Source organism: Streptomyces sp. NPDC006476 (assembly GCF_040612015.1).
GTDB lineage: Bacteria > Actinomycetota > Actinomycetes > Streptomycetales > Streptomycetaceae > Streptomyces > Streptomyces griseorubiginosus_B.
Genome location: NZ_JBEXPK010000056.1, coordinates 22,318 through 39,559, shown reverse-complemented (window position 1 = coordinate 39,559; position 17,242 = coordinate 22,318). Strand labels below are relative to the sequence as shown.

General features: G+C 68.1%; 16 protein-coding genes and 1 pseudogene. 11 read left to right on the top strand and 6 right to left on the bottom strand.

What is annotated here, in order from left to right:
• The first annotated feature begins 37 nt into the window (after positions 1-37).
• A complete protein-coding gene (locus ABZZ74_RS39905) occupies positions 38-700 on the top strand; it encodes a hypothetical protein (protein WP_356949055.1) in 663 nt (220 codons plus the stop codon).
• On the opposite strand, the gene ABZZ74_RS39900 is transcribed toward ABZZ74_RS39905, so the two are convergent.
• Positions 697-963, bottom strand: a complete 267-nt coding sequence (locus tag ABZZ74_RS39900) for a hypothetical protein (protein ID WP_356949054.1) — start codon at positions 961-963, stop codon at positions 697-699. The two genes, ABZZ74_RS39905 and ABZZ74_RS39900, sit on opposite strands and share 4 nt — an antisense overlap.
• Between ABZZ74_RS39900 and ABZZ74_RS39895 the strand changes: the two genes are divergently transcribed.
• Positions 962-3,262, top strand: a complete 2,301-nt coding sequence (locus ABZZ74_RS39895) for an RICIN domain-containing protein (RefSeq protein WP_356949053.1) — start codon at positions 962-964, stop codon at positions 3,260-3,262. The genes ABZZ74_RS39900 and ABZZ74_RS39895 overlap by 2 nt on opposite strands.
• Before the next feature lie 232 nt (positions 3,263-3,494).
• Positions 3,495-4,085, top strand: a complete 591-nt coding sequence (locus tag ABZZ74_RS39890; RefSeq protein ID WP_356949052.1) for a hypothetical protein — start codon at positions 3,495-3,497, stop codon at positions 4,083-4,085.
• 259 nt (positions 4,086-4,344) lie between these two features.
• On the opposite strand, the gene ABZZ74_RS39885 is transcribed toward ABZZ74_RS39890, so the two are convergent.
• Both ABZZ74_RS39885 and ABZZ74_RS39880 read right to left on the bottom strand, forming a co-directional pair.
• Complete coding sequence (locus ABZZ74_RS39885; RefSeq protein ID WP_356949051.1) at positions 4,345-5,472, bottom strand: acyl-CoA desaturase; 1,128 nt, start codon at positions 5,470-5,472, stop codon at positions 4,345-4,347.
• Positions 5,473-5,479: 7 nt separating this feature from the next.
• Positions 5,480-6,535 (bottom strand): ferredoxin reductase, encoded by a 1,056-nt coding sequence (locus tag ABZZ74_RS39880; protein ID WP_356949050.1) that lies wholly within the window; start codon positions 6,533-6,535, stop codon positions 5,480-5,482.
• Positions 6,536-6,622: 87 nt separating this feature from the next.
• On the opposite strand from ABZZ74_RS39880, the gene ABZZ74_RS39875 reads away from it, so the two are divergent.
• The gene (locus ABZZ74_RS39875) at positions 6,623-7,762 is read left to right on the top strand and encodes a helix-turn-helix domain-containing protein (RefSeq protein WP_356949049.1); all 1,140 of its coding nucleotides are present in this window, start codon (positions 6,623-6,625) and stop codon (positions 7,760-7,762) included.
• Between the two features lie 83 nt (positions 7,763-7,845).
• Positions 7,846-8,028, top strand: a pseudogene (locus ABZZ74_RS39870) (LuxR C-terminal-related transcriptional regulator); the annotation flags it as partial.
• A gap of 76 nt (positions 8,029-8,104) precedes the next feature.
• On the opposite strand, the gene ABZZ74_RS39865 reads toward ABZZ74_RS39870, so the two are convergent.
• Positions 8,105-8,467: a hypothetical protein gene (locus ABZZ74_RS39865; protein WP_356949048.1), complete on the bottom strand. Its 363-nt coding sequence runs from the start codon at positions 8,465-8,467 to the stop codon at positions 8,105-8,107.
• Positions 8,468-8,626: 159 nt separating this feature from the next.
• Between ABZZ74_RS39865 and ABZZ74_RS39860 the strand changes: the two genes are divergently transcribed.
• Positions 8,627-9,223, top strand: a complete 597-nt coding sequence (locus ABZZ74_RS39860; RefSeq protein WP_356949065.1) for a response regulator transcription factor — start codon at positions 8,627-8,629, stop codon at positions 9,221-9,223.
• 146 nt (positions 9,224-9,369) lie between these two features.
• Here the strand turns inward: ABZZ74_RS39860 and ABZZ74_RS39855 are convergent, their stop codons facing one another.
• Entirely contained in the window at positions 9,370-10,173 is an 804-nt protein-coding gene (locus ABZZ74_RS39855) for a hypothetical protein (protein WP_356949047.1), read from the bottom strand.
• A gap of 619 nt (positions 10,174-10,792) precedes the next feature.
• Positions 10,793-11,671, bottom strand: coding sequence for an SDR family oxidoreductase (locus tag ABZZ74_RS39850; protein WP_356949046.1), 879 nt, complete (start codon positions 11,669-11,671; stop codon positions 10,793-10,795).
• A 547-nt stretch (positions 11,672-12,218) separates the two neighbouring features.
• Here ABZZ74_RS39850 and ABZZ74_RS39845 point away from each other — a divergent pair.
• Genes ABZZ74_RS39845 through ABZZ74_RS39825 form a run of 5 tightly spaced genes read left to right on the top strand, consistent with a single transcriptional unit; the run spans position 12,219 to position 17,228 of the window.
• The gene (locus ABZZ74_RS39845) at positions 12,219-13,625 is read left to right on the top strand and encodes an FAD-dependent oxidoreductase (RefSeq protein WP_356949045.1); all 1,407 of its coding nucleotides are present in this window, start codon (positions 12,219-12,221) and stop codon (positions 13,623-13,625) included.
• Positions 13,626-13,659: 34 nt separating this feature from the next.
• Positions 13,660-14,145, top strand: a complete 486-nt coding sequence (locus ABZZ74_RS39840; protein WP_356949044.1) for an SRPBCC family protein — start codon at positions 13,660-13,662, stop codon at positions 14,143-14,145.
• Position 14,146: 1 nt separating this feature from the next.
• The gene (locus tag ABZZ74_RS39835) at positions 14,147-14,842 is read left to right on the top strand and encodes a class II aldolase/adducin family protein (RefSeq protein ID WP_356949043.1); all 696 of its coding nucleotides are present in this window, start codon (positions 14,147-14,149) and stop codon (positions 14,840-14,842) included.
• Positions 14,842-15,783 (top strand): sugar kinase, encoded by a 942-nt coding sequence (locus ABZZ74_RS39830; protein ID WP_356949042.1) that lies wholly within the window; start codon positions 14,842-14,844, stop codon positions 15,781-15,783. Before ABZZ74_RS39835 ends, ABZZ74_RS39830 begins: the two co-directional genes overlap by 1 nt.
• Positions 15,784-15,830: 47 nt before the next feature.
• Entirely contained in the window at positions 15,831-17,228 is a 1,398-nt protein-coding gene (locus tag ABZZ74_RS39825; RefSeq protein ID WP_356949041.1) for an aldehyde dehydrogenase family protein, read from the top strand.
• Positions 17,229-17,242: the final 14 nt, after the last annotated feature.

Genomic DNA, 17,242 nt, shown 5'->3' with positions numbered 1-17,242 from the left:
CGCAGCCGTCGTCCGAGCACACCTTCTGGAGCCGCCGATGTTCACGTCCCCGAACACCCGCACCCCGAAGAGGGGCAGACACCCAGCCGCCCGCGGCCCGCGCCTCCTCCCGGCAGCGCTCACGATGGCGCTCTCGGCCACCGTGCTGACCTCCCTCACCACATCGACACCCGCCTCGGCCGCGACCCAGGCCACCTACTACGTCTCCCCCAGCGGTGACGACTCCAACGCGGGCACGATCACAGCGCCGTTCAAGACCCTGCAACACGCACGTGACGTGGTGCGCACGGTCGACAGCGACATGACCGGGGACATCAACGTCTTTCTCCGGGGCGGTACCTACCCGGTGAGCGGCACCATCGACTTCACGTCGGCCGATTCCGGAACGAACGGCCACCATGTCGTGTACGCCGCCTACCAGAACGAGAAGCCGGTGCTGGACGGCGGCGTTCAGGTGACCGGCTGGACCCAGCACAGCGGGAACATCTGGAAGGCCACCCTCAACCGGAACGACAAGCTCCGCGCGCTCTACGTCAACGACAAGCGCGCTCAGATGGCGTCGAAGACGATCAACTCGGCCGGATGCTACGGGACCTACAGCGTCACGGCAGGCCAGGCTCCCTGGGCCTGGGAGTCGGGTTCGCAGTGCGACGGAGCCAAGTACAGCCTCTCCGATCTGCCCGCCATCGCCTCCAACTAGGACGACGTCGAGATCAAGTCGGAGAGCACCTGGAACACGGCCATCGTCGGAGTCCGCCAGATCACCACGAGCTCGGACGGCGCCAATCGCGTGGCCTTGTTCCAGGAACCTGGCGCGGCCATGGCCCAGGGATCGGCGTACGCCGGCTTCGTCGCCGGCAGCGGCAGCGGCAGCGGCAGCGGCAGCGGCAGCGGCAGCGGCAGCGGCAGCGGCAGCGGCAGCGGCAGCGGCAGCGGCAGCGGCAGCGGCAGCCACACGATCATGAACGCGTTCGAGTTCCTGGATCGGCCGGGCGAGTTCTACTTCGACAAGAGCACCCACACGCTGTACTACTACAAGTCCAGCTCCGATGACATGACGACGGCGCAGGTCTTCGCGCCGAACAACCTCTCCACCCTCATCCACGTCGCCGGCACGTCCACGACCGACCACGCGCGGAACATCACGTTCTCCGGGCTCACGATCGAGCACTCCGACTGGAACCTGGTCAACGTCGCGGGCTCCGTCTTCCGCCAGGGCCAGCAGGGCAACGCCAGCACCAACGTGTACGCCAGGAAGAACTTCCACGCGTACACCTACCGCAACGTCGACCTGCCGCCCGCGGCCATCCAGATCGAGAACGCCGACGGGATCGTCCTACAGGGCAACACGGTGCAGCACACCGGCGCCGACGGAATCACCCTGGCCAACGACGTGACGGACACGCAGTTGACCGGCAACGTCACGAATGACCTCGCCGGGTCCGCCATCACAGTGGGACACCCCCAGCACGTGTACATCGGTGACTACACCTCGACGAACAACGAGAAGTACCCGGTGAACGTCGAAGGCCTCTGCAAGAACATCACCGTCACGGACAACTACCTTTACGACAGCGCGGTGCTGTTCGAGGGGTCCAGCCCGGTGTCCGCGTACTTCGTCGATTCCCTTTCCGTGCAGCACAACCGGATCGAGAAGTCCCCGTGGGCGGGCATCACGCTCGGCTGGGGGTGGTGGAACTTCGACGGTTCGACGAACTCCGTCAATCCCGGGAACCCGACCACCACGGCAAAGAACAACACCATCAAATACAACGAGATCTTCGACACGATGCAGGTGCTCGGCGACTCCGCTCCCATCTACACGCTGGGCAGCCAGCCGGGAACGGAGATCAGCAGCAACTACATCAAGGGCGTTCCGGCCGGCCACAAGTACGGCCTGCACCCCGATGAAGGCTCCGCCTTCATCAACGAGCACGACAACGTGCTCGACGTCGATCCGGGCGTGTACTTCGCCATCAACTCCGGCACCTGGGGCCGGCAGCACGACCTGAGCCTCACCAACAACTACGGCACCGTCAACAAGATCGCCGGCAGGAACATCCCGAACAGCACGATCACGGACGTGCGGGGCTACGGGGACAACGTATGGCCGTCGCAGGCGTACAGCATCGCCCTGAACGCAGGTCTGGAGGACGCCTACAAGAACCTCGTCCCCCAGAGCAGAGTGGCTCTCCAGGACTACACCCTGCCCGCGAGCACGTTCGCCGGTACGGGCGTGATGACCGTTCCGGTGCACAGCCCCAAGGACGCGGCGAAGACGTTGTGGCTGGCTCCCGCCGGTACGACGACGTTCGCCGCCGGTCCCACCATGACCAGCGCGAGCGGCACCTCGACGAGCATCAGCGTCCCGCAGACGGCGGGTGACTACCGGCTCTACGTCGTGGACGCCCAGGGGAACGCGTCCCCCGCGTCGAAGGCGATCGTGCGGCAGCGCTGGAACCACGTCGACGACAAGGCCGCGGGCGTGACCTACTCCGGGACCTGGTCGAACTGGAACGACACGAAGGACATGAACGGGTCCGAGAAGTACACGGGCACCGCGGGCAACTACGCCGAGTTCTCGTTCACCGGCACGGGCGTGCGGTACTTGAGCATGACGCAGCCCAACATGGGCAAGGTGGACGTCTACATCGACGGCACCCTGACCCAGGCGGGCATCGACGCCTACGCCCCGACGGTGACGAAGCAGGTGCCGCTGTTCGAGAAGACGAACCTGGCCGCGGGCCCGCACACGATCAGGGTGGTGTGCACCGGGACGAAGAACACCGCCGCCTCCTCCGCCGTCTGCGCGTTGGACGCGTTCGCCTCCATTCAGTTCCCCGCGACGAACGCCAACTACAAGGTGGTCAACAAGGGCAGCAACAAGGCGGTCGATGTGTCAGGCGGATCGCTGACCGCCGGAGCCAACATCATTCAGTGGAGCGACTCCGGAGCCGGGAACCAGAACTGGCGCTTCGTCCCGGTGGGTGACGGCAGTTACAAGGTCGTCAGCCGCAACAGTGCCCTGGTCATGGACGTCAGCGGTGTTTCCACCGCGGATGGCGCGTCCATCGTCCAGTCGTCCGACACCAACGCCGCGGACCAGCGCTGGACACTGGTCGCCACCGGAAACGGCTACTACAAGATCAAGAACGTGAACAGCGACAAGGTGCTCGACGTGTCCTCGGGAGGCACTCAGCTCGTCCAGAACACGGACACGAACGCCGACAGCCAGTTGTGGAAGGTGGTGAACGTGGACTGACGAGCTCCGCGCCAGGGCGAAGGAGCGAGGGACGGTGCCGGCGAAACACGGGCCGGCACCGTCCCTGCGTACCTCAACCACCGCGCATTCGAGTCCACCGGCATCAACACACTCGGCATGGTGTGATCGGTACACGCTTCTGCGGGGGAGGCCGGGCCGCCCCGAAATCAACTTGGCCGCCGGTCCAGACGGTGAAACGATGCCGGTCCAGGTCAGGGGGAGGCGGGGCGGTATGGGGCTGGACTACAGCTACGAGATCTTCATGCGCCCTCGGAACGTCGCAAGGGCACTGACCCGGCTGGCCGAGCTCGCTCCCCCAGGCCGCGCCACGCCAGGGCTCCCGGTGACCTTGCCGGGCGGAGAACACCTCATCCTGCCGTTCACCTCGGCGTTCAAGACCGAACCGGTCGACTGTTCAGCAGGCGGCCCGCTCGAACTGGACACCTCGATCCTCTTCGTCGTCGACGACGCCATGCTCGAGTTCGCCCGCGACGGTATCGATGAGGAGGGGCGCGTGGCCGTCGGGTACATCTATCTGACGGTCAGATTCTCACCCGCATGGCACCCGAACTTCGCATCGCTGCAGTTCACGGCAGCTACGTCGAGCATGAGCCGGATGTTCGTGCAGTCCGCGAGCGTAAGAAAGACGTTCACCGACCTCACCGCCACCACCGGTGGTGTGTGCTGCCTCCTCGACACCGAGACCGACGTTTTCGACGTCTGCTGGCTCAACGGCACAACGCTCACCGGTGAGACCGTACCCGGCCCCCGTTTCTCACGCTTCCATGATCTCGTCGCCGCCTGGCACGACCCGGCGGCGTAGAACGCCTTGATCATCTGCCGGATCAGGCTCCAGCCGCAGCCAGGGCTTGCAAGGGCAGTAACGCGGAGTGGATTCGGCGGCAGCGCCGCGGGCATTGTGAGCGCTGTGGACTACGGCCGTGTCGCCCGCGCGGAGCTCACGCGCTCACCAACGACAGATCTCCCCTCCCGGAGCCGCAGGTCAGCGGGAGGGGCCAGGCAGGCCGCCTGTCCTGACGGTGCCGCCGGTACGGCCGAAAGATCTGAACCCATGCCGGGAATCAGGCGGCGACGAGCTCCCGCTCGCGGTCCGGCGTCTTGACCTCGGGCTCCTTGTGCTGCTTGTTCGGCAGCGAGAGCCGGAAGACCTTGCGCCACGCGGAGAACACCTGTTTGGGCAGGGGCCCGGTGACGTACTCCAGCTCGTACTTCTCGAACAGCGCGCGCACCTTTACCGCGACCTCGGCGTACCGGTTGCTCGGCAGGTCCGGGAACAGGTGGTGCTCGATCTGGTGGGAGAGGTTGCCGGTCATGAAGTGCATGGCCTTGCTGCCGCTGATGTTCGCCGAGCCCATCATCTGGCGCAGGTACCACTGGCCGCGCGTCTCGCCGCTGATCGACCGGCGCTCGAAGACCTGTACGCCCTCGGGGAAGTGCCCGCACATGATCACCGAGTGGGACCAGAGGTTGCGGACCAGGTTCGCGGTGAACGTGGCGGCGAGCGTGGGGAGGAACGACGGGCCCGACAGCAGCGGGTGGATCACATAGTCCTTGAGCACCTGCTTGCGGATCTTGCGGCCCACGGCCTTGGCCCGCGCGCGGAACTCCGGGTTCTTGCGGCGGCGCTTGTGGAGGTTCTTGCCGAGCTCGAGGTCGTAGGCGGCGATGCCGTACTCGAAGAAGCAGGCGTTGATGAAGTTCCACAGCGGCTGGCCGAGGTGGAAGGGGTGCCACTTCTGGTCCTCGTCGACGCGCATGATGCCGTAGCCGAGGTCGTTGTCCTTGCCGATCACGTTGGTGTACGTGTGGTGCAGCTCGTTGTGCGAGTGCTTCCACTGGTCGGCCGGCGAGACGTGGTCCCACTCCCAGGTGGTGGAGTGGATCTTCGGGTCTCGCATCCAGTCCCACTGACCGTGCAGGATGTTGTGGCCGATCTCCATGTTGTCCATGATCTTCGCCACGGACAGGCCGGCGGTGCCGAGCAGCCACGCGGGCGGGAAGATCGAGAACAGCAGTACGCCCCTGCTGACCAGCTCGAGCGTGCGCTGTGCCGAGATGACCTTGCGGATGTAGGCGGCGTCCTTCTCGCCGCGGCCGGCGATCACCTCGTCGCGGATCGCGTCCAGCTCGCGGCCGAGCTCCTCGATCTGCTCCTCGGTCAGGTGGGCGGTGGGGTCGATGGCGGTCAAGGTGCTCCTACCGTTCGATGTCGCAGGGGCCCGCCGCGGCGGACACGCAGGTCTGGATGAGGACGCCCGGCTCGGCCTCGGTGATCTCGCCGGTGCGCAGGTCGCGGACGGCGCCCGCCTTGAGCGGCGTGACGCAGCCGAAGCAGATGCCCATGCGGCAGCCGGACGGCATGAGCACGCCGGCCTCCTCGCCGATGTCCAGCAACGGGGTGGCGCCGTCCGCGTCGACGGTCTTGCCGGTGGTACGGAAGGTGACCTCGCCACCGTCGCCCGTGGCGATGACGCTGGGGCGGAAGCGTTCGGTGTGCAGGCGCTCTGGGACGCCGTGCTCGCTCCAGTGCTTCTCAGCGGCGTCGAGCAGACCCGCGGGCCCGCAGGCCCAGGTCTCGCGCTCGGTCCAGTCGGGCACGAGTTCATCGAGACGGGCGATGTCGAGCATGCCGTGGGTATCGGTGTGCACCTCGGTGAGCTGGAGCTTCTTGTCCGCGACCAGGTCGTGCAGTTCATTGCGGAAGATCACGTCATGCGGCTGCGGCGCGGAGTGGACCATGACGACGTCGTCGAACTCGGTGTCGCGCAGCATGCCCATCACGGGCGTGATCCCGCTGCCGGCCGTCAGGTAGAGCACCTTGGCGGGCTTGGCCTTCGGCAGCACGAAGTCACCGCTCGCCTGGTCGAGCTGGATCAGTGTGCCGGGTTTCGCCCTGCGGACCAGGTGGTTGCTGACCTTGCCGTCCGGGATCGCTTTGACGGTGATCGTGACGCGGCCGTCCTGGCGGTTGGTCGGCGAGGTGATGGAGTAGGCACGCCACAGGCGCACCCCGTCGACGTCCACCCCGATCCGCACGTACTGACCGGCCGTGTGGCCGCGCCAGCCCCGTCCCGGTCTGATCACGACGGTCGCGGCGTCAGGCGTCTCGGGGTGCACGGCCTCGATGCGCCCCCGCAGGTCAGCGCCCGCCCGCAGCGGGCTGAACAGGTCGAGGTAGTCCGACGGCAGCAGCGGCGTCGTGACCATCTCCAGCATTTTCCACGCCCTGCTGCGGAGGGCTGCACTCGTCATGACTCCAGCTTGCTGCGCCTTGAGGCGTAAAGTCCTGACCGCAGGATGTGAATCTGGTTGGTTGAATTGTTCGCAGGGAACAAAGACATGAGTCATGCAATCGAGAGGGCCAGCGAACTGGTCCTGGATGAGACGACGGTCACCGCCCTTCGGGCCGCGCTGAAGACCACCGCCGACGAGGTCGTCCAGGCGATCATCGACGAGGTCCCTCCCTACGCCAACGCCCTTACGGGCCACATGGGCGCCACCATCCGCCGAGCCGTCCGCACCGCCCTGGGACACTACCTGGACCTCGCGAGCGGGAAGGCCACGGGCGGTGACGCCGGTGACGCGGCATACGAGCTGGGCCGCGGCGAGGTCCGCGACGGCCGTTCGATGGACGCCCTGCTCAGCGCCTACCGCGTCGGCGCCCGCGTGGCCTGGCGATGCCTGGCAGCGGGTGCCGTACCCGCCGGTCTGCCCGCCGCCGAGGTCGCCAAGTTCGCCGAGCTGACCTTCGCCTACATCGACGAGCTCTCCGCCGCGAGCGCCGCGGGCCACGCCGACGAACTGGCCGCCCGGGGCAGGGCCCACGAGCGCCACCTGGAGCACCTGGCTCGCGACCTCCTCGCCGGCGCCGCCCCGGACGTGCTGCTGGCCTCTGCGCAACGGGCCGGGTGGCAGCCTCCCGTTTCGCTGACCGCGGTCCTGCTGCCCTCCGCCCAGGCCCGGCCTGCTTACCGCACACTCGACCCGAGCACACTGGTCCTCGACGATCTGCCGGACGCCACCGGTGTGCTGCTCGTCCCCGATGCCGACCGATCACATCTCCTGCGGCAGCTGACCGACCGCACCGCCGTGGTCGGTCCGGCCCGGCCATGGACTCGTGCGTCCGCCTCGTACGCACGAGCCGTACGCGCGCGCTCCCTCTCCCCCGACATTCGCGACACCGAGGACCACCTGCCCGAGCTGGTGCTGAGCGCCGACACGGACGCGTTCGCGGACCTGCGTGCCCGAGCCCTCGCCCCGTTGCAGACCTTGCCTGCCGCGACCGCACTGCGGCTGGAGGAAACGCTGCGGGCGTGGCTGCTGCACCAAGGCAGGCGCGACGAGGCAGCGGCGGCGTTGTTCGTCCATCCCCAGACGGTCCGGTACCGGATGTCACAGCTGCGAGAGCTGTTTCCAGACCTCGCATCGCCCCACCGGGTCCTTGAACTGACGCTGGCGGTGGGTCTGCGGACCAGCTGACGCGTACGACGACCGTTCACGACCGCGTCCGCAAGGGTCCAGGAATCACGCCTGGCCCTTGGAACCGCCACCGGCCCACGCACGTTGGCACGGTCAAGACCCACGTCAGCCACCTACTGACGAAGCTGGGAGCCAGAGACCGGGCCCAACTCGTCATCGCCGCCTACGAAAGCGGACTGGCCGGACCCGCCCGTCGTCGACGCTGGACGAGCAGCACTGAGTCGCCGGGGGGAACTCGTATCGCTCCCGTTTCCCGGAGGTACTGAACTTGAACTCGTGATGTCGGTCGGCTCGTGGTGACGGCGTCAGGGTCCGAGACCGCCGGCTGTTACCGGCTCGGGTTCAGGACGATGGCTGTAGCCAGCGCCGCGCCGCGGCGAGACTCACCTCGACGTCATCGCTCCAAGAACAGACCTCCAGCCATGAGAGGTAGCCGCCTTGCGCGAAGACCAGGACCTCGCCAGGGCACTCGCCGGTTTCGGTGAACAACTGCACGTCGGCAGCCACGACGGTGCCGGGACCCGTTGGCGCGGGCTCCACCGCGTCGGCGTCAAGGTCGAAGTAGGCAGTGCCGCAACCGCACTCACAGCGGGATTGCACCCTGAGTTGGGGCACCTGCCGTCGGAGGACGACGTGAATAGGCTCGTCCGGGTTCAGGACGAGGTCAAGCACGCCGGCTACGTCCTCGGGCAGGCTGTCAGTCATGCCGCCACCGTAGCTGACCAGCAGCTTTGGGCTTCGCCCAATTTCGGGTCCGTCGACCCGACGCTCACAGGTCCAGGGCCAGGTCGGTTCCGGCGAGGCAGCCGTCGATGGCCTCCGGTCGGTACTGCAGCATCTTCCCCCTCTACCGCCGACTGCGCAATCGTGGACACCGCCCGGGACCTCACGTCGATCGGCAGCGTCGCAACAGGCCGGGACGCCGTCGCAGCAGCCGCCGAACACCGGCCCGACGTCGTCCTGATGGACATTCGGATGCCCGAGATGGACGGCATCGAGGCCACCCGCCGTATCATCGCCGCCAGCCACGCCCGTGTCCTGATGCTCACCACCTTGGACCTGGACGAGTACGTCTTCGGCGCCCTGCAGGCCGGGGCCAGCGGCTTCCTCTTGAAGGACGCACCGCCCCACCACCTGCTGTCCGCCGTCCGCACCGTCGCCCAGGGCGAGGCACTGCTCGCGCCACGCGTCACCAAACGGCTCATCGCGGCATACCTCGACAGGCCGGCTCAGCCACGACACGGTCAACAAAGGCCACAGTTGCCCGAGTTCATCACCCCCCGTGAACATGAAGTGCTCCTGCTCGTCGCCGAAGGACTCACCAACGCCGAAATCGCCGAACGGCTCTACATCGGCACCGGCACGGTGAAGACCCACGTCGCCCGGCTCCTGACCAAACTCGACGCCCGCGACCGCGTCCAACTCGTCATCCACGCCTACCGCAGCGGCCTCACCAGCTGATCCCCTCAGCCTCCGACCGGCCTCGAAGGCCAAGCCCGTTGGACACGACGCCCTGGCCCACGCATGAGACCAACAAGCGACCCTGCCTCCAGACCGGCTGATCTCCGTCACCGAACGTGTTGGGGTACCGAGATGCGAGCATCTCACTACGGGCCGACCTGGTGCAGCAGTGAATGCAGGAGCCCCTTCATCCCTTCGTGGGAGACGAACCGCAAGGTCGGGTCCTGGCCGTCCGGTTCCTGCGTCCACCACCGGGGCAACTCGACGTCGAGCAGGTTGTCGGCGTACCAACGACCGAAATCGTCACCGTCGAGCAGAAGAGTGGCCCAGGGCAGCAGACGATAACCGAGCGAGGTTTCCGCCGCCGGATGTGCGGGCCGACTCGGATGCCGGAGACTGTCTTGCAGCGCGAGGAGACGTCGTTGCTCGGCGGCACCAGCCTTGCTGATATGAACCTTCCGGAGCGACCACGCGCCCAGCAATGCCGCTGCCACGCACAGCAGGAGAGCCGTGGAAATGTTCCCCCTCCACATCAGGAACCCCCCGGACAGTACGGCAATCGCCATGCTGAACAGCACGTAATACGGTCGGGCCAAGTAGCCGCGCTCACGGGCAGACTTGGTAACGCTCTCCTGAATCTGCGCGAGGCTGATCCTGGTACCGCGGGGGGAGGCCGGCGGACGGGGTTCGCGCCGGAGCCGCAGCTCACCGTCCCTGCCTAGGATCGCGTCCAGCAGGGCGGCCCGGTCCGGGGGAAGCCCGGCCGCGGACCGGGGGCCGGGAAGTAGCACGTAGCCGTCTTCGTAGGCTGTCGCCCGCAGATAGCCGTCCTCGGCCAGTGCCAGAGTTTCGCCCATCACGGCCTGCATCGGATTCCGGCCGCCGACCAGCCAGCTGCCGACCAGACAACTCGACTCAGGTATCCCCGTCTCCGTGCCTGCATCCTTCATACGCCCCCCCCAAAGATCACACCGCCGCTGGGACGATATCGAATCCCACGGAGCTCCAACTCGGAACGTTGAGAGACAGGCCGGCCAGGCCAGGCAGCGGCACCCTTCGGCGGGGCTGGAACGGATGCGGCGGCGCCACGGCGCCGGATGCCCTGATGACCCGCCGCATGACCCACACCAGCAACGTCGGCCCGCCTCCCACGCATCACGGCCGGCCTGCTCAACTTCGCCATCGCCGTCCACTGTCAGGACGGACGGCGCCGCGTAGCGTCGCGATGCCGCTGATCAGGGCGGCCCCTATCGTGGCGTCCACGGCCGGACACTCGGCCACGCGGGCCGGGCATCATCGAGGACATGCCGTCACGGGCCGACAACAACCCGCCGCGCGTCCCCCTGCCGCTGTCACGCTGACGGCAGCGACCTGGCACAACCAAGAGGGGGAACCTTGTGCGCCGATACGTTCCGCCCATCGCCAGTACCCTCGCCGCGCCCAGTTCAGGCGTCGGCGGCGAATTCACGCGGTGCTGACACAGCTCCCCGGACCCGCCGACGTCACTGAGATCGCGGTCCGGGCCGACCATGCCAGTTCCATGCCAATCGTGGCGAGTCTCGTCGACGTTCAGCTTTCTTCTGCCAGTTCCCAGCGTCCGTCGACCTGGCGGGCCAGTCCGCGGCGGCGTAGATCCTCCAAGTAGCGGGCCATGCCGCGCTCGCCCCGCTTGCGGAACAGCGGGAAGAGCTTCGGCAGCATGTTCGGCGCCAGCATCGCGAGGCGGACCAGCCGGGACTCACCGGTCCGCGGGTACGCCTCCAGTCGGGGCTTGTCGAGCAGGCTCATCACGGCAGCCACCACGTCGGCGGGCTGCTGCGGCGGGTCCTGGAACTGCAGGGAGTTCCCGCCCTCCACGGCCTCCTGGCGCAGCATCCGGGTGTCGGTCGCCGACGGCAGCACCGCTCCGGCCAGGATGCCCTTGTTCTTGAGGTCGAGCCCGATGGCGAGCATCGCCCCGCGCAGCCCGAACTTCGAGGCCGTGTAGATCGGGGTTTCGCCCAGCGGGAAGATCCCTCCGAGGGAGCCGGTGGTGATGACGCGGGGGTCCTGAGAGGCTCGCAGCAGTGGGATCGCGATACTGGTGGCGATGAGCGGTGACGTCAGGTTGAGGGTGATCTCCTGCTCGATGCTCTCGATGCTGCGCACGTCGAAGCGCTCGGAACTGGTCATGCCGACGTTGTTGACGAGCACGTCGAGGCGACCGTAGATGTCTGCGACCTGTTCGAAGAGGTGCTCCACCTGGGAGCGGTCCGTCAGGTCGCATGCGATGGCGATGTGGCCGGTGCCGGGGAGCTCGGCGGCAAGCTTCGTGGCACCGGCCTCGTTGCGGCCGACGACGATGCAGCGGGCGCCGTGGGCGGCGAAGCGGCGGCAGAGCGCACTGCCGATGCCACCGGTGCCGCCGGTCACCAGGATGATCTTGTCTTGGAAGTCGAAGCGGCTCATGACACCTCGCCCATACGTCCTGTTACGAAAGGTGTGGGCGGCCGTTCCGCGTCCTGCAGTTGGCGCCGCGCGTCGTGGATGTGTCCGGCGAGTAGGTGGGCCTGGGCGTACCGGACTGTTCCCTTGAACTTGATCCATCTTCGCGTCATTCGCCATCCCGATTCCTGAGGGGTTGCGAGGAACCTATTCATCTGTCGTTCAGTGAGAACCGGATCCGGCGGTCAAAGAGGAGGCTTGGGCGGCCAGACGGTTGCCGCCCCGCGCCTTCCCTCTGCCCCGGCGCGCGCCTGGCCGCTGAAGCCCCGCCCCTGACCGTTCGGACCGGTTCGCTCCGACGGGTAGGTGCATAGGTTCGCTTCGGTCCCCGGGAGACGGGGCCACATCGGAGCTGGACGGTGCGTGGCTGCATCTGCCGGTCCGGCTGATCGACTTGAGCTCTTGTGCGGCGAATGCCCGGCACGCGATGCCGGGCGCTGCCCGCCGTCGCGGCGCTGTTGCGCAGCATGGCCGTACTCAGCAGGGGCGCTGGACACATCTTGGAGTGAGCATGACCGTTTCACCGGACAGTGCGCCCACGAGCGGCCGCCGAAGGAACGAAGCCGACGTCGTTGTGATCGGCGCGGGCCTGGCAGGACTCACCGCGGCACGCGCTCTCGTCGCGGCGGGGCGGTCCGTTGCGGTGTTGGAGGCCCGTGACCGGGTCGGCGGCCGGCTCCTCAACCACGATCTCGGCGACGGACAAGTGACCGAGATCGGCGGACAGTTCGTCGGACCCACCCAGGACCGCATCCTGGCGCTGGCCGGAGAAGTCGGCGTGGCCACCTACCAGGCGACGGTCCCCGGCGAGAGCGTCTACGTGCACGACGGGAGGGCCAAGCGGTTCTCCGGACAGGCACTCCCGGACCTGCTGGCGCTTCCAGACATGGGGATCGCCCTGGCGCGTATCAGCCAGGCTGTGCGGAAGCTGTCCCCGCAGGCCCCATGGCAGGCGCCGAAGGCTCGTGACCTGGACGGCATGACGTACGAGACCTGGCTGCGCAAGGCCGAGGTCACCGGTGCCGCCGTCGATCTGGTCAACATCTTCCTCAACTCCGCGTACGGCGGCGAAGCACGCGACGCGTCCGCGCTGTTCAGCCTCTGGTACGTCTCGACATTCGGTGACGAGACGCATCCGGGCACGATGGAGCGCGGCACGGGCACCGAGGGCGGCGCCCAGGACAGCCGGTTCGTCGGAGGCTCCCAGCTGGTCGCCCAGCGGCTGGCCCTCGAACTCGACGGACGGGTCCGGCTCGCGGCGCCGGTGCGCCGTATCAGCCAGGACTCCACCGGCGTCACCGTCGTCTCGGACGCCGGCGACTGGCGGGCCAAGCGGGTGATCGTGGCCGTACCGCCACTGCTGGCCTCGCGGATCGTCTGGGACCCGCTGCTGCCGCCGCAGCAGGACCAGCTCTACCAGCGGCTCCCCTTCGGCACCCTCATGAAGTGCGTGGCCGTCTACGACAAACCGTTCTGGCGGGCAGAGGACCTCTCCGGCATGGGCCTGCTGCGCGACGGCTCACCCATCCGCGAAATGTTCGACAACACCCCGCCCGACGGCGGGCCAGGCGTGCTCATGGGCTTCCTCGGCGGCAAGGAATGGCGCAAGTGGGCACACCGCCCGGCCCGTGAGCGGCGCGGCGCGGTGCTGCGCTGTTTCGCCCGGGTCGTCGGGGAGCGGGCGTTCGACACCGTCGACTACGTCGAGCAGGACTGGACCGCCGAACAGTGGACCCAAGGCGGACCCACCTCCGTCGCCGCTCCGGGCGTGCTCACCGGCTACGGCGAGTGGATGGGGCGACGTTTCGGCCGCGTGCACTGGGCGGGCGCCGAGTTCTCCCCGTACTGGACCGGATTCATGGACGGCGCCGTCCGCTCCGGCCGGCACGCCGCCACTGAACTGCTCGACCACAGCTGAGCACCACCCACGCATGCAGAAGGAGAGCCCTGCCGTGAACAAGTACGTCGTCACCGAGAAGGCCGTCGTCGATGCTCCCGTCGAGCAAGTCTGGAAGGTCGTCTCCCGCACCGACCGGTACGCCGAGTGGGTCGCCGGTGCCATCGAGGTCACCGACCACCACGGAGTCGCCACGGTCGGCAGGACGTACGCCGAGCACAACCGCACCCTCGGTCCGCTGCGGACCCGCTCGGTGTGGACCGTGCGGGAGATCGAGCCGATGAGGCGCCGTGTCGACACCGGCACCGGTTTCACCCCTCTGAGGGATCTGACCAACGTCTTCGAGTTCCGGCCCGTGCAGGGCCCGCAGGGCCGGGACGCCACGGAGATGACGTACCAGGTGGAGTACACCATGGGCCTGGGCCCCCTCGGGCTCCTCCTGGACTGCATCCAGCAACCCGCGCTGCGCGCCGGTATGCGCACCTCCATGGCCAACCTCGACACGCTGCTGCGTTCTGAGAACTCGACGACGGCACGCTGACATGCCCAAGTCCCCTCAGGGCTTCGCAGAGCAGCAGCGTTCCGTGGCAGCCGCATGCCATCGTCTCGCCGAAGCCGGGCTGCTGATCGGCACGGCGGGCAACGTGAGCGTGCGCGCCGGCGAGCACATCGCCGTCACCGCAACCGGCGCCGTCCTCGGCCGCATCACCCCCGAACAGGTCACCGTCATCGGCCCGGACGGCGACGTGGTCGCCGGGCACCTTCGGCCCACGTCCGAAGTGGAGCTGCATTCCGGGATCTACCAGCGCTACGACGCCGGCGCCGTGGTGCACACCCACTCGCCACACGCGACCGCGTTGTCCCTGGTGCTCGACGAGCTTCCGTGCGTCCACTACCAGCAGCTCGTGCTCGGCGGCACCGTACGAGTCGCACCGTTCGCGACTTTCGGCAGCCCGGAACTCGCCGACCAGGTCTTGTCGGCCCTCGACGGCCGATCGGCGGCACTGATGGCCAACCACGGCGCGGTCGTACACGGGCCGACGCTCGAACAGGCCGTCGACAACGCGCTGTTGCTGGAGTGGGTGTGCGGCCTCTACCTGCGCGCCGCCAACCTCGGCGTACCGCGGGTCCTGGACGAGGACCAGCAGGCCGCCGTCATCCGCGCCGCATTGCGACGTGGCTACGGCACCACCCATCCCATCGATGACACCACCCACTCCATCGAGGAGAGCCGCTGATGAACCAGACAGTCATAGCCCTCGGGGCCCACGTGTTCGACGTGCAGGTCCGGCCCGTCGAGGCCATCCCGGAGGGGCAGGGGGCGGCCCTGGTGGACCAGATCCGGTTCAGCCCGGCGGGCTCGGCGGCCGGTACCGCGCTGACGCTGGCCAAGCTGGGTGCGGTCGCGCGGACCGCCGGGGCGGTGGGTACCGACCCCATCGGTGACCTGCTGCTGAGCATGCTGACCGCCCATGGCGTGGACACCTCTCTCGTCCTGCGCCGCGACGACACCCAGACCTCGGCCTCGGTGCTGCCCATCCGCCCCGACGGCAGCCGCCCCGCCTTCCACGTCCTGGGCGCGAACCTCGCCTACGGCCCGGACGACGCCCCGCACACCGAGATCGCCGGGGCCAGCCATCTGCACATGGGAGCACCGGAGTTGATGGGCGGGGACGCTGCCGCGAAGATCCTCGCTCCCGCACGGGCCGCAGGCGTGGTCACCTCCGCCGACCTGCTCGCCTCCGGCGACAGCGGTCTGTTCGACTGGATCGCGCCCGCACTCCCCTACCTGGACCACCTGCTGCCCAATGAGGAACAGGTGCTCGGCCTCACCGGCGCGGCCACCCTGGAGGACGGCGCGCGCAGGTTCCTCGCGGAAGGGGTCGGTTGCGTCGCCACGACCCGGGGTGCCGGCGGAGCGCTGGTGGTCACCGCGGACGAGGTGATCGAGGTTCCGGCTTTCGCGGTCGACGTGGTCGACACCACCGGCTGCGGCGACGCCTTCTCCGCCGGCTTCCTGCGTGGTCTGGGCCTGGGCCGCACGCTGCGAGAGTGCGCGGTGCTCGGCTGCGCGGCGGCGGCGCTGGTGGCCCAAGGGCTCGGCAGCGACCACGGGGAGTTCGACCTCGCCGCCGCGGACACCCTCGCCGCCACGGCACCGGTACTGGAGCTGCGTTAACGGCGGCGGCCGGCCCTCGAACAAGCGTTGAACGAAAGGTATGCCCGATGCCGCATGTCACCGAGATCTCCGCGACGGCTGTCGCGACCACCGTCCACCGCCTGCGCGCCACCTTCGCAACTGGGCGGACGAAACCCGTGGCCTGGCGTCGCGGCCAGCTGAGGGCTCTGCGGGCTCTGCTGACCGACCACGCGGACGAACTCCACAACGCGCTGCAGGCCGATCTCGGGAAGAGCGCCTTGGAAGCGTTCACGACGGAGATCGGCTTCACGGTCAATGAGATCGACCACGCGCTCGCCCACCTGACCTCGTGGCTGCGTCCGCGCCGCACCCGCGGCCCCGTGGCGCTCATGCCCGCCCGTGCCCGGATCGTTCGAGAGCCGCTGGGCACGGTGCTGATCATCAGTCCGTGGAACTACCCGGTGCAGTTGGCCCTGGCACCACTGGTCGGCGCCCTGGCGGCGGGCAACTGCGCTGTCGTCAAGCCCAGCGAACTCGCTCCCGCCACCTCTGCCGTGCTCGCCCGGCTGCTGCCGCTCCATCTCGACCAGGAGGCCGTGACTGTCGTCGAGGGCGGCATCCCCGAGACGACCCTCCTGCTGGAGCAGCGCTTCGACCACATCTTCTACACCGGCAACGGCCCTGTCGGGCGGATCGTCATGAACGCCGCCGCACGCCACCTCACACCGCTGACCCTGGAGTTGGGCGGCAAGAGCCCCGTCGTAGTGGAACCGGGCACCGACCTGGCCACGGCCGCCCGCCGCATCATCTGGGGCAAGTTCATGAACGCCGGCCAGACCTGTGTCGCGCCGGACTACGTCCTGGCCATCGGCGAGACCGCGACCATACTGGAAACCCACCTCGCCGCGGCCGTCCGTGCCATGTACGGCGACAACCCGGCCGACAGCCCCGACTACGGCCGTATCGTCAACACCCGCCACTTCGACCGGCTCATCGGCTACCTGACGGACGGACGTACCGTCATCGGCGGCGACCATGATCGCAGCAGCCGCTACATAGCCCCCACTGTCCTGGCAGATGTGGACCCCGGCTCTCCGGTGATGAACGAGGAGATCTTCGGCCCCGTCCTGCCCATCGTCGCCGTGCCCGACCTGGACACCGCCATCTCCTTCATCACCGAACGCGACAAGCCCCTGGCCCTCTACGCCTTCACCGCCTCCGCCGCAAGCAAGCGCCGACTGATGACGAAGACGTCCTCCGGTGCCCTGTCCTTCGGTATCCCCAACGCACATCTGACCGTCCCTGGCCTGCCGTTCGGCGGCGTAGGGGCCAGCGGTTTCGGCCGCTACCACGGCGAGTACTCCATCGACACCTTCAGCCACACCAAAGCGGTGCTGGACAAGCCGCTGTTCCCGGACACGCTTCGGCCCGCGTACGCGCCCTTCACCGCTGTGAAGGAGCGGCTGCTGCGCCGTCTGCTGTGAACGACGCGACATCC

Bases quoted from the DNA above. Each gene is read 5' to 3' on its own strand.
- ABZZ74_RS39905 (WP_356949055.1), top strand. From the start codon at position 38: ATGTTCACGTCCCCGAACACCCGCACCCCGAAGAGGGGCAGACACCCA.
- ABZZ74_RS39895 (WP_356949053.1), top strand. From the start codon at position 962: ATGAACGCGTTCGAGTTCCTGGATCGGCCGGGCGAGTTCTACTTCGAC.
- ABZZ74_RS39900 (WP_356949054.1), bottom strand. From the start codon at position 963: ATGATCGTGTGGCTGCCGCTGCCGCTGCCGCTGCCGCTGCCGCTGCCG.
- ABZZ74_RS39890 (WP_356949052.1), top strand. From the start codon at position 3,495: ATGGGGCTGGACTACAGCTACGAGATCTTCATGCGCCCTCGGAACGTC.
- ABZZ74_RS39880 (WP_356949050.1), bottom strand. From the start codon at position 6,535: ATGACGAGTGCAGCCCTCCGCAGCAGGGCGTGGAAAATGCTGGAGATG.
- ABZZ74_RS39875 (WP_356949049.1), top strand. From the start codon at position 6,623: ATGAGTCATGCAATCGAGAGGGCCAGCGAACTGGTCCTGGATGAGACG.
- ABZZ74_RS39865 (WP_356949048.1), bottom strand. From the start codon at position 8,467: ATGACTGACAGCCTGCCCGAGGACGTAGCCGGCGTGCTTGACCTCGTC.
- ABZZ74_RS39855 (WP_356949047.1), bottom strand. From the start codon at position 10,173: ATGAAGGATGCAGGCACGGAGACGGGGATACCTGAGTCGAGTTGTCTG.
- ABZZ74_RS39850 (WP_356949046.1), bottom strand. From the start codon at position 11,671: ATGAGCCGCTTCGACTTCCAAGACAAGATCATCCTGGTGACCGGCGGC.
- ABZZ74_RS39845 (WP_356949045.1), top strand. From the start codon at position 12,219: ATGACCGTTTCACCGGACAGTGCGCCCACGAGCGGCCGCCGAAGGAAC.
- ABZZ74_RS39835 (WP_356949043.1), top strand. From the start codon at position 14,147: ATGCCCAAGTCCCCTCAGGGCTTCGCAGAGCAGCAGCGTTCCGTGGCA.
- ABZZ74_RS39830 (WP_356949042.1), top strand. From the start codon at position 14,842: ATGAACCAGACAGTCATAGCCCTCGGGGCCCACGTGTTCGACGTGCAG.
- ABZZ74_RS39825 (WP_356949041.1), top strand. From the start codon at position 15,831: ATGCCGCATGTCACCGAGATCTCCGCGACGGCTGTCGCGACCACCGTC.